Annotated in this window: 13 protein-coding genes, 2 tRNA genes and 1 other annotated feature; of the genes, 9 read left to right on the top strand and 6 right to left on the bottom strand. The window is 35.4% G+C overall.

All coding sequences use genetic code 11. The features are described from left to right. Positions 1 to 120 precede the first annotated feature (120 nt). Complete coding sequence (locus FC89_RS12905; protein ID WP_268872026.1) at positions 121 to 243, top strand: hypothetical protein; 123 nt, start codon at positions 121 to 123, stop codon at positions 241 to 243. Here the strand turns inward: FC89_RS12905 and FC89_RS08740 are convergent. After that, positions 240 to 719, bottom strand: coding sequence for an acyl-CoA thioesterase (locus FC89_RS08740; RefSeq protein WP_057872171.1), 480 nt, complete (start codon positions 717 to 719; stop codon positions 240 to 242). The two genes, FC89_RS12905 and FC89_RS08740, sit on opposite strands and share 4 nt — an antisense overlap. A 180-nt stretch (positions 720 to 899) precedes the next feature. Beyond that, positions 900 to 1,102: a binding site (T-box leader), on the top strand. A gap of 132 nt (positions 1,103 to 1,234) precedes the next feature. Between FC89_RS08740 and nhaC the strand changes: the two genes are divergently transcribed. Then, complete coding sequence (gene nhaC, locus FC89_RS08735) at positions 1,235 to 2,647, top strand: Na+/H+ antiporter NhaC (protein ID WP_057872170.1); 1,413 nt, start codon at positions 1,235 to 1,237, stop codon at positions 2,645 to 2,647. 205 nt (positions 2,648 to 2,852) lie between these two features. On the opposite strand, the gene FC89_RS08730 is transcribed toward nhaC, so the two are convergent. The 5 genes from FC89_RS08730 to FC89_RS08710 form a co-directional block, all read right to left on the bottom strand. Continuing rightward, a tRNA-Asn gene (locus FC89_RS08730) sits at positions 2,853 to 2,924 on the bottom strand. Positions 2,925 to 3,049: 125 nt separating this feature from the next. After that, positions 3,050 to 3,889 (bottom strand): aldo/keto reductase, encoded by an 840-nt coding sequence (locus FC89_RS08725; protein ID WP_057872169.1) that lies wholly within the window; start codon positions 3,887 to 3,889, stop codon positions 3,050 to 3,052. 573 nt (positions 3,890 to 4,462) lie between these two features. Beyond that, positions 4,463 to 4,535: transfer RNA gene (locus tag FC89_RS08720), tRNA-Lys, on the bottom strand. 83 nt (positions 4,536 to 4,618) lie between these two features. Next, positions 4,619 to 5,173, bottom strand: coding sequence for an ECF transporter S component (locus FC89_RS08715; RefSeq protein ID WP_057872168.1), 555 nt, complete (start codon positions 5,171 to 5,173; stop codon positions 4,619 to 4,621). 12 nt (positions 5,174 to 5,185) lie between these two features. Beyond that, positions 5,186 to 6,037, bottom strand: a complete 852-nt coding sequence (locus FC89_RS08710; protein ID WP_057872167.1) for a PfkB family carbohydrate kinase — start codon at positions 6,035 to 6,037, stop codon at positions 5,186 to 5,188. A 228-nt stretch (positions 6,038 to 6,265) separates the two neighbouring features. Here FC89_RS08710 and yycF point away from each other — a divergent pair, with 228 nt between their 5' ends. The 7 genes from yycF to FC89_RS08675 all read left to right on the top strand — a co-directional run bounded on the left by yycF (position 6,266) and on the right by FC89_RS08675 (position 14,996). After that, positions 6,266 to 6,982 carry a response regulator YycF gene (gene yycF / locus FC89_RS08705; RefSeq protein WP_057872166.1) on the top strand — a complete coding sequence of 239 codons (717 nt, stop codon included), beginning with the start codon at positions 6,266 to 6,268 and terminating at the stop codon, positions 6,980 to 6,982. Between the two features lie 32 nt (positions 6,983 to 7,014). Continuing rightward, a complete protein-coding gene (gene walK / locus FC89_RS08700; protein WP_057872165.1) occupies positions 7,015 to 8,874 on the top strand; it encodes a cell wall metabolism sensor histidine kinase WalK in 1,860 nt (619 codons plus the stop codon). Beyond that, entirely contained in the window at positions 8,864 to 10,228 is a 1,365-nt protein-coding gene (locus FC89_RS08695; protein WP_057872164.1) for a YycH family regulatory protein, read from the top strand. Before walK ends, FC89_RS08695 begins: the two co-directional genes overlap by 11 nt. 12 nt (positions 10,229 to 10,240) lie before the next feature. Continuing rightward, positions 10,241 to 11,044, top strand: coding sequence for a two-component system regulatory protein YycI (locus tag FC89_RS08690; RefSeq protein ID WP_057872163.1), 804 nt, complete (start codon positions 10,241 to 10,243; stop codon positions 11,042 to 11,044). A 46-nt stretch (positions 11,045 to 11,090) separates the two neighbouring features. After that, a complete protein-coding gene (locus FC89_RS08685; RefSeq protein WP_057872259.1) occupies positions 11,091 to 11,903 on the top strand; it encodes an MBL fold metallo-hydrolase in 813 nt (270 codons plus the stop codon). A gap of 138 nt (positions 11,904 to 12,041) precedes the next feature. Beyond that, complete coding sequence (locus tag FC89_RS08680; protein ID WP_057872162.1) at positions 12,042 to 13,325, top strand: S1C family serine protease; 1,284 nt, start codon at positions 12,042 to 12,044, stop codon at positions 13,323 to 13,325. Positions 13,326 to 13,538: 213 nt separating this feature from the next. After that, the gene (locus FC89_RS08675) at positions 13,539 to 14,996 is read left to right on the top strand and encodes an amino acid ABC transporter substrate-binding protein/permease (protein WP_415600176.1); all 1,458 of its coding nucleotides are present in this window, start codon (positions 13,539 to 13,541) and stop codon (positions 14,994 to 14,996) included. Positions 14,997 to 15,417 lie beyond the last annotated feature (421 nt).

Below are 15,417 nucleotides of genomic sequence, written 5' to 3'. Positions count from 1 at the left end.
AATCTGGACCTGTTTTAAAAATAATTTAGCAATAATTAAAGGTCGTTTTTTGAAAGGCCACGGTATAAAATAGCAAATAGAGTGAATTGACTCTCAGTTAAATTAAAGGAGAGATTTTTAATGGCTTTTTCGAAAACAACTAAACAAGCGGTGGAGATGGTAATGAAGCAGCGGTCTTGTTCATATGAAGAAGCTGTTGCCTTTTTAATTAAAGTTCTTGAGAAACAAAAATTAACAGATTAATTCAGAACAATTGAAGCTGTTAATTCTTTGTTGGCTAATAATTGTTGTTGCCGCAATTGGTGTCGTTGTTGGTAAGCATTGCAGACGGTTTGTTCTTCTTGGCTAACTGGTATTAATGTTGGGAAGGCTACAAGTTGTGGGGTAACAAAAGTTAAAAAAGCTGTTGCTGCTAAAAACTTTTTACCAAAAGTATCTTGATTGCCAATGATTTTGGCAAAAACTTCAATTGAACGTTTTCCAGCTCCACTAACATAAGATGTTATTTTAAAAGAGTCATGCAATTTAAGTGGGGCAATGAAGTTGAATTGATCAACAGCCGCTGTAACAGTTAATTGGTGAGCAAAATGGGCAGCAGAGATCGATGTTGTGCCATCAAGTAATTCTAATAAACGGCCGCCATAGACGGTACCATGTTCATTTAAATCGCCATTTATAATACGGTGCTCAGTAATTGCTAAAGTTTCTTGACATTTCATTGTGACTGACAGAATGATGCACTCCTTTTAAGTTGATTACTTATTATTTTGATACTTTTACATCTTTTGTGCAAGCAGCTTATTGGCTTGAAAATGTTCCACGTGAAACAGATTGGAAAATATTCTGTTATACTTAGTTGACAGATAAATTATAAAGTGTTAATCTTTCATTAATTTAATATGTGAACGTTGAAGACTGCATAAGTAGTTATTTTATCTGGGTGTCAGGAAGTTGGTGGTTGCTGCGAACCAATCAGGGTATGATAATGAAATACCGCAGTTGAGTTTTTGATAACGGGTGACACCGTTAATTGTCAAAAGAGTGAAAACTATTGATAGAAATAGTTTTAATTTGGGTGGTACCACGGATAATCGTCCCGATTGCGTTTAATGCAATCGGGATTTTTTTATATTTAAAGGAGTTTTTACTATGAGAAAAGTTGGGGGACTTCCGCGATATTGTATGTTTAATAATTATTTAGTCTAGAAAACAAACAATAGAGAGGAAAGCTAAAATGAAAAAACAGATGAAAATTAAGGGAATTGAGGCAGCAATCGTCCTAGCGATAGTTTTACTTATTATGGGAACAGGGGTTATTGTTTTTGGACTTTCGCCACAGGTACCAGTAATGCTGGCAATGAGTTTTGTAATTTTATGGTCACGCGTTCGTGGATTTGACTGGTTAAATGTTAACGCTGGAATTAGAGATGGTATTGAAAAGGGAATTGTACCGATTTTTATATTTATTTTGATTGGAGCAATGATCAGTACTTGGATTGCAGCTGGGACAATTCCTACCTTAATGGTTATTGGATTTAAATTAATCAGTGTGCGTTGGTTTTTACCTTCAGTATTTATTGTTTGCACATTGGTTGGGAGTGCAGTCGGAAGTGCGTTTACGGTAGCTTCAACAGTTGGAATTGCTTTTATGGGGATGGGAATTACTATGAATCTTAATCCAGCAATGGTAGCTGGAGCAATAATTGCTGGAGCAATTTGGGGTGATAAACTTTCACCTCTTTCTGAAACAAATAATTTAGCAGCGGCAGTAGTTGATACAGATTTATTTCAACATATTAAAGATCTTTTATGGACAATGGGGCCAGCCGGAATTGTTAGCTTGATATTATTTACCTTGATTGGTCATGACAATGCCCAGACAAGTCTGACAAAGATAAATCAAACAGTTCATGTTTTGCAAACTAATTTTAATATATCTTTTTGGGTCTTGCTGCCAATAATTTTGGTATTTGTTTGTGCAGGATTTAAAATGCCGGCAATTCCAACGATGTTATTAAATATTTTTATTACCAGTGGGATAATTTTTGTTCAGCAACCTAAATTAGGAATTACCAAGTTGGCAACAATTATTACTAATGGATATGTTGCTCAAACAGCTAACAAGTCGGTTAATATATTATTATCTCGTGGTGGAATTGTCAGCATGATGCCAACTGTTGCCTTGATTGTTTTGACACTTTCATTAGGTGGTTTATTGGTTAAATTTGGATTGATTACTGCTTTAATGGAACCGCTCAGTAAGCATTTAAATAGTCATCTTAAATTAATTATCGCAGGATTAGCGGCGTGTTTGGGGATAAATATTTTTGTTGGTGAGCAATTTTTATCTATTATCTTACCAGGCAGAGCATTTAAATCGGCTTTTAATCAAGGGGGATTAGCAAATGATGCATTAGGCAGAGTTTTAGAAGAAGGGGGAACAGTTATTAACTACTTAGTTCCTTGGGGAGTTGGTGGTGTTTTTCTAACAAATACTTTAGGAGTAGCTACCATTAATTATTTGCCATTTGTTTTCTTCAGCTTGCTTTGCCCGGTGTTTTCAATTATCAGTGCCTTAACTGGAATTGGATTATTAACCAAAGAAAAAAATCGGAAACTTAATAAAGTAGTAAAATCGAATGTATAAAATTAAATAAGCTTTTAAAAAAGATAGTTATGAACTTGTAGTGATCCTCCTCCAAAAAAAGTTAGACTAAAAATCTAATTGGAGAATTGCCAGATTAAGTACTATCTTTTTTAGTTACTTAAATTAATGTTTCATGTGAAACATTAATTTGAAAATAATTTAGAATATTAAAAAAGCATGGTATCAAATACCATGCTTTACTTAGCTGCTCAGGCAGGGTTCGAACCTGCGACCTCTTGATTAACAGTCAATTATTCTACCACTGAACTACTGAGCAATTAAATTATCAACATATATAATTAAATCATATCCTTAGCATTTTGTAAATACTTTTTTTGAAATTTAATCAAAAGGTTCAGTAATAGTTAATTGATTGTTTCAAATTCAAAAAGAAACTAGTAACTAATCAAATTCTTCGTACTCATTTGGATCTTGGTTGTTAATTCTTCCAGTTGGCTTATTTAAAGCGTTGATTGATTTGATTTCGGATGTGGTTAACTTGAAATCAAAAGTATCAAGATTTTGTCGTTGATGTACCAAACTGCTGGATTTAGGAATTGGGACAATTCCACGTAATTGATGCCAGCGGAGAATTATTTGAGCAGGTGATTTTTTATATTTATTTGCTAAGTCAATAATAACTTTTTCTTTCAAAGATTGATTACCACGACCTAATGGGCTCCATGCTTCTGTGACAATATTGCGTTTCTTATTCTCTAAGAGCATTTTTTCCTGTACCCAATAAGGATGAATTTCAATTTGATTAACGGCTGGGGTAACTCCCGTTTCAGTAATTAATCGATCCAAGTGTTCTGGTTCAAAATTTGATACGCCAATTGAACGAATCAATCCCATTTTTTGAGCGATAATCATTGCTTTCCATGCTTCAAGATAAAGCCCACGTTTAGGAAGTGGCCAGTGAATTAAATAAAGATCAAAATAATTGAGCCCCATCCGGCATAATGATTCTTGAATGCTCATCAAAGTATCATCAAAATGGTGATACCTTCCAGGAAGCTTAGTGGTAACAAAGAAATTGGCACGCGGGATACCTGATCGGCGAATAGCTTCACCCACGATTCCTTCACTATTATAATTGGTTGAAGTATCAAGCAAACGATAGCCATCTTGGATTGCTGAAAGAACTTGATCAATTCCTTGACCGCCACGGATTTGATATGTTCCTAACCCAATAGCTGGTAAAAAATGACCATCATTAAGTTCAACGTTGGGAATACTCATATAAATACCTCCTAAATCAAAAATGTAATTTAAGCGTATGCTAAAAAAGGACTTTTGTTAAATAAAGTGACTTGATAAAAATAAACAATATGAATGTAGCTGAGTGATTAAATAATTAAATTAAACAATAAAACCGAAAAAATAAAAGCAATGAGTTACATTAACAGATGTGACAATGCTCAGAGAGTAAGTTTAACTACATGAAAAATAAAGTGTACTAAATATTTTTGCAGAAAGCTATGGCTTAACGGTTGATTGATTAGCAATAATTTGACACATTGAAGTTGTAAAAAGTGAGTTAAACAGTGTTAGACACCTCAATCCGTTGCAGATTGGATAAGCTACACAAATTAGTATATTATAAAATAACCAGTCCATAATTGGATTGGTTATTTTTGCACTAAAAAACTGCTCTCGATTGAGTAACAGCCACCGCCGCCAGAAGATTATTTGTGGTTCTCTCTGTGGTTCTCTTTTTTTATTATTTATTAGAAATAGACGAACATATATAAAAACAAAACCAGCAATAAAAGCGATTGTAGCGCTTATTATTACTGGTTAGTAAACCTCTGATGGGTGGCCAGGGGATCGAACCCTGGACCCACGGATTAAGAGTCCGTTGCTCTGCCAGCTGAGCTAGCCACCCAATTCATTTATCAACAAGAAATATACTATCATAAATGAACCGAGTTTAGCAATAGCAAATCCAAAAAAAATGAAAAAAACTATTTAATTGCTGAAATGAGCAGCTAATAAAACTTTTTTTAACAAGAAATACAGCAGCGGAACACAAATGGCAGTTGAAATTGAGTTAATGACGGTTGCTGGTAAACTCAAAAAAGAGGCAACAATAGCAGTTTTAAAACTAGTTCCAACCATTAACGCTTCAATAATGGAGGTGCAATATGAGGTGAAAATTTTTGTTGCACCGGCAGCAATTGCAATAATAATAATTTGTTTTCGATGATCTTGATAATCAAAGAAGCGAAAGAGCAATTCGATTACAATGGCTACGACTAAAACCTCCAACATGGTCAACCATGATGTTGCCGCGTATCCGTTTAAGATATCGAATCCTCCAAGTCCAATTACACCAGCTAAAGTACCATTACGAAAACCAAGAAATAAAACAGCTAGAGCGGCTAAAGTGTTGCCAAAATGAATAAAAGGACGACCGACCATTGCCGGAATAGGAATTCTTAAAATAAAAATACCGATATAAATAATAGCTGCAAACAGACCAGTTAAAATAACACTTCTTAACGAATTCGGATGATCCCTCATAAAAGAAGCCCCCTAGAAAGTATTTAATTGTTTTAATAATAAGGGTAAACCATCGGAATAATCAAGCCCTAATCGAGAATCAATTTTAGGAAAAACCAATTCGCGTTGTTTAAGGTTGTCAGCAACAAAGTTCATTGCAATCTGAGCAGCTTTTTTTAGAGGAACTTTTTTTAAAACAGCAGCTGTTATGGCACTTGCAAAAAGATCACCAGTACCAAAATAATTTCCCGGTAATTTGGGTGTAGTTAATTGCCAGATTTCCCGGGAAATACCTTCACTGCCCAAAACAGCAATTTTTTGTTGAGATAAGTTTACTCCGGTGATCAGAATTGCGGAATGTTTGAATTTTTTTTGCAGATCCATCATTAATTGTTGAGCGTAGCCAATAGTTACAGTTCCAGAACTTAAAGGTCGCTGTAATAATAACTCTGCTTCGGTTAGATTAGGTGTCAGCAAGGCAGCATATTTAGCTAATTGGCAAACTTGAGCTGGATAGTCCTGATTAAAGCCCTGATAAAGCTTCCCATGATCACCCATTACAGGATCAAGTAGAATAGCTGATTCAGCTGTCAAAACTTGTTTGAGTTGATTTAAAATCACTGAGATAGCAGATTGTCCTAAGTAGCCCAAGTAAACATTGGAAAAAGTAAGTGGAATTGTTGACCAATGATTGATAATCTTTGTTAATTCAGAGCTTAGATCTAAAAAAGTGTTTTCACCAAAGCCCCCGGTGTGAGTTGATAGCAAAGCAGTTGGCAAAACGGTTGGTTGATACCCGGCAGCGCCTAGAATTGGAAGAGCACTACTTAATGAAACTTGACCAGCACATGAAAGGTCTTGAATTATTAATAATTTTTGGAGCAAAAAAATCACCACCCGACATTGAAGTATTTAAAAATCATTATAGCATGTAAAAATAAGCGGAAAGTGCCGTTTTGCTTTGATTTAGAGATAGGTTATAATATAGAAGGCGAACTTTGTAATTAAAGCAGGTATTTTAAAAAGTGCGATCTGTGATTTAATGCAAACAAGGCTTGAGTATAAAAATGAGATGGTTTCCCCTTGTGAAAAAAAAGAAGGGAGTTTGGACAGTTGAAAAAAATTTTAGTGGTTGATGATGAAAAACCGATTTCAGATATTGTCAAATTTAACTTAACTAAAGAGGGATTTGACGTTTATACAGCTTATGATGGGCAAGAAGCTTTGGATCAAGTTGAAGAAGTTAAACCTGACTTGATTTTATTAGATATTATGTTGCCAAAAGTGGACGGTCTTGAAGTAGCTCGAGAAGTTAGAAAAAAGTATGATATGCCAATTATTATGGTAACGGCTAAAGATGCTGAAATTGATAAAGTTTTAGGGCTAGAATTGGGGGCTGATGATTACGTAACTAAGCCGTTTTCTAATCGTGAATTAGTTGCTCGCGTTAAAGCGAATTTGCGACGCCAATCAACCGTAGCAGCCAATGCCAAGCAGGAAGAGGAAGAAAATAAGAACAGTGATATTACAATTGGTGATTTAACAATTCATCCCGAAGCTTATATGGTTTCTAAGCGTGATCAAAAGATAGAATTAACTCACCGTGAATTTGAATTACTTTATTATTTAGCCAAACATATTGGTCAAGTCATGACTAGAGAGCATTTATTACAGACGGTGTGGGGATATGATTATTTTGGTGATGTACGAACAGTTGATGTAACAGTTCGACGTTTGCGAGAAAAAATTGAAGATAATCCCAGCCGTCCTGTTTGGTTGGTTACGCGACGCGGTGTTGGTTACTATTTGCGCAATCCCGACGCGGAATAAATTTCCTCAGAGTTAATTGTTATGGAGCTTTCATGAATAAAAAAATACATTTTCTTCAATCAATTCATTTTAAAATAGCTTTAGTTTTTGCCTTGTTGTTATTGATAACTTTTCAAATCGTTGGGGCTTATTTTTTGCAACAGTTAAAAAGAGATGATTTGAAAACATTTAAGCAGCAAATTGAATTATCCAGTTATGTTGATAATTCTTTAATTGACAATTTGACTAAATCTTCCATTGGAGAAGCGGATGGCCGAATTCGCGATTTGTTGGAAGATATTAATAATGCTAATATTACTGAGGTTCAAGTCGTTGATACCAAGGGAACGATTCGTGGTGATAGCGATGTGAATAATCAGAACTTAGTAGGGCAAAAAACGACTGATGCTGATATTAAACAAGTTTTATATAATGCTAAAACGTATACTAAATTAACTTATGATCGCTCGGATAATAAACGTTATTATATTTCAATTACGCCGTTATTTAGTGCGGGTGGCAACAATAACACGTTAGTTGGGGCAGTCTATTTACGCGCGAGTTTAGAACCCGTCTATGCATCCCTCAACCGAGTAACCGCTATTTTTGTTACTGCATCTCTGATTGCAACCGGTTTAGGGTTGTTTTTAGCTATTTTGATTTCGAGTGCGATTACTAAACCGATTGATGACATGAAAAAACAAACTGCTCGAATTGCACGCGGCGATTACTCTGGTCAAGTCAAAGTTTATGGTCGTGATGAGCTGGGACAATTAGCGCAAGCAGTTAATAATTTATCGGTAAGAGTTGAAGAGGCTCAAGAAGCTTCAGAAGCTGAACGTCGTCGATTAGACAGTGTTTTGTCGCACATGTCCGATGGAGTTATCGCAACTGATCGGCGTGGAAATGTCATTATCATGAATGAAACTGCTTCAGAAGATTTGGATATTGATGCTAATACCGCCGAAGGTCAGTCTATTTTGGATATTTTAAAGATCCGCGGCCAATATACTTTGCGTGACTTGTTAGAAAATCAAGATCAAATTATTGTTGATTTGTCTGATGAACATCATGATCAAATTTTAAACGCCTACTTTTCTTTAATTCAGCGAGAGTCTGGCTTTATTAGTGGATTGGTATGTGTATTGCATGATGTTACCGAACAGCAGCGAATTGATCGTGAACGGCGTGAGTTTGTTTCAAACGTCTCACATGAGTTGCGGACGCCTTTAACGAGTATGCGTAGTTATATTGAAGCTTTAAATGATGGTGCTTGGAAAGATGAAAAGGTAGCGCCCGGATTTTTGAAAGTTACTCAAGATGAGACAGACCGCATGATTCGAATGGTTAATGATCTTTTGAGTTTGTCACGAATGGATTCAGGGACAGCTAAATTAGATTTGGAATTAGTTAATCTGAATGAACTTTATAATTACATTCTTGATCGGTTTGATATGATGCTGAAAAATGAACCAGATAATGGTAAAAAGAATAAGCGTTATAGCATTAAGCGGGATTTTACCCGGCGCGAGTTATGGGTTGAAATCGATACCGATAAATTTATTCAGGTAATTGATAACATTATGAACAATGCGATTAAATATTCGCCAGATGGTGGGATTATTACCTGCAGATTGTTGGAAACACACAGTCATGTAATTTTGAGTATTTCTGATCAAGGACTGGGAATTCCGAAAAAAGATATCGCACATATCTTTGATCGTTTCTTCCGGGTAGATAAGGCTCGTTCGCGAGCTCAAGGAGGAACCGGTTTAGGATTGGCAATCTCGAAAGAAGTAATTGAAATGCATGGCGGCAGGATTTGGGTCGACAGTATTGAAAATAAGGGTTCGACTTTTTATATTTCGTTGCCATATCAAGAGTACGAGGAGGATTTGTGGGATGAAGCTTAGAAATGTTTTGCTGCATAGCGGACTAACTATTACGGTTATTATCAGCATCTTCTTTACGGCAATTATTTGGCTTAATCCGGCAACTTTTCAGCGTAATTCAAAAGCAACAACGGCAACTGGAGATACATTTCAAAACAATGATCACAAAAAGATTGGTGATGTTTTTCTACCAACACAAACCGTATTAAATGAAAATGACGGTCTTTATCAATTATCTAGCAGTCGGATTGATTTAGTACAACTTTTTCGGCAGCAATTGGTTAAACAAAAAGTACAACGGATATCGCGACATGATTATCGAAGCTTGACGGATTATCAATCGCTTTTAAAACAAAGTAATGCGGTGGTTTTTAATTATGGGTCACCCATTACTGTAAAAATCTTTAATCAGGCTTTTAAACAAAAGATAAACAAATACCAGAATTTAAAATATAATCGAATTTTGGTCCCATTAAATAATAAGAAAGTAATTTATTTAATGAATGATGCTGACAAAAATGTTTTCAAAGTGACATTTAATAAATTGTCTTGGCATAAGCTGGAAAAGCAGTTGAAAAATAATGATATTCAACATTTGCCGGTTGATTATGAATTAGAGGGTAATCAGTATCGGTTAGCGTACAGACAGGCAATAACATTACCAAGCTATAGTTATTTAATCAATAAGGTTAATGCCAGTTCGTTAGTTCCAGAGTTATTAAATTCAGATGGTCAGTCAACGATAACCACTAAAGTTCAAAAAAATCAGACAATTTATTCGGATGGCGGTGATAATCGGATGGTGATCAGTAATCAGACCGGAAAAGTTACATTTTCTAGTTATTCTGATTTGAATTACTATACCGGACCGGCTGAATCGGCGCGAAAGCATGTAGAAAATTTAAGTTATAATGAATTGCTAAAACAAAGCTTTATGCGAATCAATTCAATTGGCAGTTCGCTAGATGATGTTCGTTTTGCCGGGTATGATTTAACTAATCAAACAGCTATTTTTCATAGTTATGTTGCTGGTTTTCCAATCATAAGTGATAATAATTATGGTGGTTTTAAAATTCAGATTTTAAATTCTGGTGCTCAGCAGTATAATTTTTCGATTTATAGTTTACAAGTGATGGTTCCATCTAGCGGCAAGGAAGTTACATTACCTTCCACATCACAAGTTTATCAGTCTTTGTTGCAGGAGGGATATTCCGCTGCGAAAATCAAAGGAATTAAAATTGGCTATCGCTGGCAGGTCAATCGTTCCTCAAAGCTGGTTGTTGATTTACTTCCGAGTTATTTTGTTAATATTAATGGGCAGTGGAGCAATTACCAGAATCTGCTGGGAAATTCTGCAACAGCTAAAACGCGTTAGGAGGAAAGTAGCATGAATTTTAAAAAGATCGAATTGATCTTCTTTATAGCCTTTATTATGCTTGATATATTCTTGTTTACCTCCTATATGCAAAAAGACGATTGGGTTGAATCAACGGTCAATACTTTTTCAAGTAACACGACGGATTCAATTATGAAAAGCATTAAAAATGATCAGATAACTTATGGTAATTTGTCAGTAAAAAAAAGTAGTGGCTATTATTTAGCAAGTCCAATTAAAGATAATTTACGAAATGAAGCAACTAGATTGCGAGATGTGCTCTGGACATATGATAATCAACGATTGACGGTATCATTTGATAATAGTGTGAAGTTGAAAAATCCTAAAGAACCGCAAACAACTTTGAACTCGCTAATTAAGGATAAAGCAAAAGTGCTGCATGGTGAGGACTATGTTTACAGTAAAGCACTTTCAACCAAAAGCATGGTAATATATACGCAAAAAATCGGGAAATTACCGGTATATTCACCTAATGGGCAAATTCGCTTTAATTTGCGGAATGGTTATATAACAGGGTACAGTCAAAGCTATTTATTAAATGTCCAAGTTCTTAAAGAAAAAAAGCCAGTTATTAGCCAAAAAAGAGCTTTAATTTGGTTATACCAGTACAACAAACTTGTTAATAATAGTACAGTTAAATGGGTGCATTTAGCTTATACTCGCTTATTAACGGTTAACGGAAGTGTAATTTATATTCCTACTTGGGTATTGGCGGTTGAAAGTAATTCTTCCGGCAGTGTTCAATATCGACGGATCAATGCTTTTACCGGTGCGTTCATGGAACAAAATCAATAACTAAGTTGGAAACAACAAAAGGAAAGCAGAAAGGTCGTTGCTAGATTTGACAGGTAAGCAAACAGATAATTTAAAAGTCAGTGTTTTAGCAAGCAGCAGTAGTGGTAATGTCACTTATATTGAAACACCCCAACGTCATTTATTAGTTGATGCAGGCCTGAGTGGGAAAAAAATCGCTAATTTAATGAAATCAATTAATCGAGATTTGAATGATGTTGATGATTTATTAGTTACTCATGAACATAGTGATCATTGTCGCGGAGTAGGGGTGTTGGCTCGGAGATATCATTTAAATGTTTATGCTAACCAGCCAACCTGGCAAGCTATGGCTAAAAAAATTGGCAAAGTTCCAGCTGACCAATGCCATATTTTTGAGATGGGTTCAACCAAGACTTTAGGTGATCTTGATGTTGAAAGTTTTGGTGTTTCACATGATGCGGCAGCTGCACAATTTTATCATTTGCATTACAATGGTCACTCTTTTGTTGTTCTAACTGATACCGGTTATGTTTCAAATCGGGTTGAAGGAGTGATCAAAGATGCTGATGGATATTTGATAGAGTGCAATCATGATCCTGAAATGCTGCAGATGGGTGCATATCCTTGGTCATTGAAACGACGAATTTTAAGTGATACTGGTCATCTTTCAAATGAAGATGGAGCTGAGACGATGATTGATGTTTTGGGCAATCGGACTAAAAAAATCTATTTAGGACATCTGAGTCAGGATAATAACATTAAAGAATTGGCACATTTAACAGTTGCTTCAATTATGAAGCAACATGATTTAGCAGTTGACCATGATTTTCAATTATTTGATACGGATCCTGAAAAAGCAACCAAATTAACAGTTATTTAAAATTAGTTAAACTCCCTTAAAACAAAAATAGGCTTTATTTCATGATTTTTTCAAAATTTATCGGTAAAATGAATATATCAAGATTGAAATTGAGAGAAGGGGGGAAGGTCAGGTTTAAGTCGGGCCTGACCATGACTCATGAACGATAATAAACAAGCTGATGATGAGGTGAAGACGGTTAAAAAAGCCCAAAAATCGCGATTCGGCTATGGAAAAATCTTTTTGGTTGCATTAATTGGTGGTATCTTAGGCGGTGGTATCGTAATTGGCGGATACCAATATTATCAGAATAATTCAGCAACAGTTGAAAACTCTAAAGGATCAACCAAGGTCAGCAATTTAAAAGTAAATGTTAGTACACAATCAACAAAGGCTTTTAATAAAATAAAAAATGCCGTTGTTTCAGTTGAAGCTTACTCTGAGAGCAGTAGCAACGATGCACTGGAAGGGGTATTTGGATCAAACCCAAGCAGCGGATCGACCGAAAGTGAAGGTTCAGGAGTAATTTATAAAAAAACTGGGAATACAGCGTTTGTGGTAACTAATAACCATGTGATTTCTGGGGCTGATAAAGTTGAAATTTTGTTGAATAGTGGTAAAAAGCTAAGAGCAACAGTAGTTGGCCATGATTCGATCACTGATTTAGCAGTTTTAAAGATTAATGACCAGTATGTTAAACAAGTTGCTTCATTTGGCAACTCCGATAATATTCAAGTTGGTCAAACTGCTTTAGCAATTGGTTCGCCACTAGGTTCGACGTATGCGACTTCGTTGACACAAGGAATTATTTCAGCTAAGAAACGGACAATTGATACAACCGATAGTTCCGGGATGACGACCGGGCAAACAACAGTTATTCAAACTGATGCAGCAATTAATCCTGGTAACTCTGGCGGTCCGTTGATTAATTTGGAAGGTCAAGTAATCGGAATCAACTCAATGAAGCTAGCTTCCACTGATTCAAGCAGCAGTACTTCTTCATCAACATCGGTTGAAGGGATGGGCTTTGCTATCCCGAGCAATGAAGTTGTTAATATTATCAATCAATTAGTGAAAAATGGCAAAATTAGCCGACCAGCATTAGGCATTTCATTGGTTGATTTGAGTTATGTATCTTCTTCAGATCAAAAATCAGTCTTAAAATTACCGAAGAATATAACCAATGGGGTCGTAGTTTTGAAGGTTTCAAGTAACTCACCTGCTAAAAGTGCCGGCTTGCAAAAGTATGATGTAATTACTTCACTGGGTGGAAAGAAAGTTAAGGGTCTAGCCAGTTTACGAGAAGCATTATATGAGCACAAAGTGGGTGATACAGTTCAGATACAGTATTACCATGATGGATCGTTAAAGACAGCTAGTGTTAAATTGAATTTGGAAGCAACTGATAAAAACACAACAACGTCATCAGATTCAGGAAATTAAAAATAAATAATTCAAAGATAAGCCTTGGTTGAAAATATTCAGTCAAGGCTTTTTTGAAGTCAATTAATATTTACTATCATAATTTAAGTTACAGAATGGTGTAAGCTCAGAGTTGTTGTTCTTTGATTTAGTTATATGGTACGATATAACAGTGCTTAAAATTCCATTAAGAAATTAAGCAGATTGTTAAGGAATTAATTAGAAGGGAATCTTTTGATGAAAAAGGGATTTACAGCCGTAGTTTTATCGTTGATGAGTATTTTTTTTCTGACACTGGGTTTAACAAACTCAGTTAAAGCCGCTAAAGTTTATCAAATTGGAACAGATGTGACTTATCCGCCATTTGAGTTTGCTAATGATCAAAATAAATATGTCGGAATTGATATTGATTTGATGAATGCAGTTGCTAAAGAAGAAGGCTTCAAGGTTAATATTAAACCAATTGGTTTTAATGCAGCGGTTCAATCTTTGGAATCTGGTCAAATTGATGGGGTCATGGCTGGAATGGCAATTACGCCGGTTCGGCAGCAGACTTTTGATTTTTCTAAACCGTATTACAAAACAGGGGTAATTATTGCGGTTGCTAAAAACAGTAAAATTAAAAGTTTCAAACAGTTGCGTGGGAAAAAAGTTGCCTTAAAAACGGGGACAGCAGCCGCAGCATATGCTCAATCAATTCAGTCTAAGTATGGTTTCAAAACGGTTACCTTTGATGATTCTGATACAATGTACAATGATGTAGTCAATGGAAATTCAGTCGCCTGTTTTGAAGATTATCCGGTAATGCAATATGCAATAAAAACTGGTTTGAAGTTAAAAATTGCAACTAAACCAGCCCAATCCGGCTATTACGGTTTTGCAGTAATGAAGGGTAAGAATCAAGTCTTATTACAAAAGTTTGATCGTGGATTGGTTAAATTAAAGAAAAATGGTACATATCAAAAAATTGTTAATAAGTACCTTGATACAGCGGCAACTAAAAAGGAACGTAAAGATAATTCTTCAGCTAAAGCAGCCAACCATACTTTTTGGGGATTGTTGCAGCAAAATCGTGGAGCTTTGTTCAAAGGCTTAGCCAAGACAGTTCAGTTGACGGTGCTGGGAATTATCTGTGCAACTATTTTTGGAGTTCTACTGGGGTTGTTGGGAGTAGTTCCGCATAAAACTGCTCAAGGAATTGCTGCTACGATCATTTACATTTTTCGCGGACTGCCGTTACTGGTTTTAGCGCTCTTTATTTATAACGGGTTACCAAGTTTGACTGGTGTGAAAATCTCTGCTTTTAATGCAGGAATTATTACTTTAATGTTGAATGAAGGGGCATATACCGCTGCTTTTGTTAAAGGTGGTATTGAAGCGGTCGATCCAGGGCAAATGGAAGCAGCTCGCAGCTTGGGCTTGCCGTTTAGTAAAGCAATGCGGCGGATTATATTACCACAAGGTATTAAAATTATGATCCCATCCTTTATTAATCAATTTATTATTACATTGAAAGATACTTCAATTTTGTCGATTATTGGGATTTTAGAATTGACGCAAACCGGTAAAATCATCATTGCTCGTAACTTGGAAGGTTTTCGTATTTGGACGATCATTGCGGTAATTTATCTGTTATTAATTACTTTGCTGACATTATTATCTAAAATGGTGGAACGACGAATTAAGGGTTAAGCTAGAAAATAAAAAAATCGAAAATTAAATCTTTAAGTGGAAACTCCTTCTTGGGAAAACAAACAATTAATTCAAGCTTGTTTTCGCAGAGAGGAGTTTTTAGCTTGTTTTAAAATTGAGCCCTGTGGACAAACTGTGATTAAGTTATAATTAACATGTTGAAAACTGAAGAGGTGACTACGAAAATAAGTTTTCATAGGATTTAAAAGTTATCCACAGACAGTGCTTTTACCTGTTATTAACTTTAAATTACACAATATTAATAAGCAATAAAAGCCGCTATTATAGTGTTTGTGCCATGGAAATAGTTAAGCTAGGACTTGTTGATAACTGTGGATAACTGATTTGGTATTGACAAAATCAGAATAAATAAATGTTGTGACGAAAACTTGTTCGTAACAAGATGTTGATTCAGTAATTG

Origin of the sequence: Liquorilactobacillus ghanensis DSM 18630 (assembly GCF_001435235.1) — a bacterium.
GTDB lineage: Bacteria > Bacillota > Bacilli > Lactobacillales > Lactobacillaceae > Liquorilactobacillus > Liquorilactobacillus ghanensis.
Note: the sequence above shows the minus strand (reverse complement) of the source record. Positions and strands in the feature narration are given on the sequence as shown.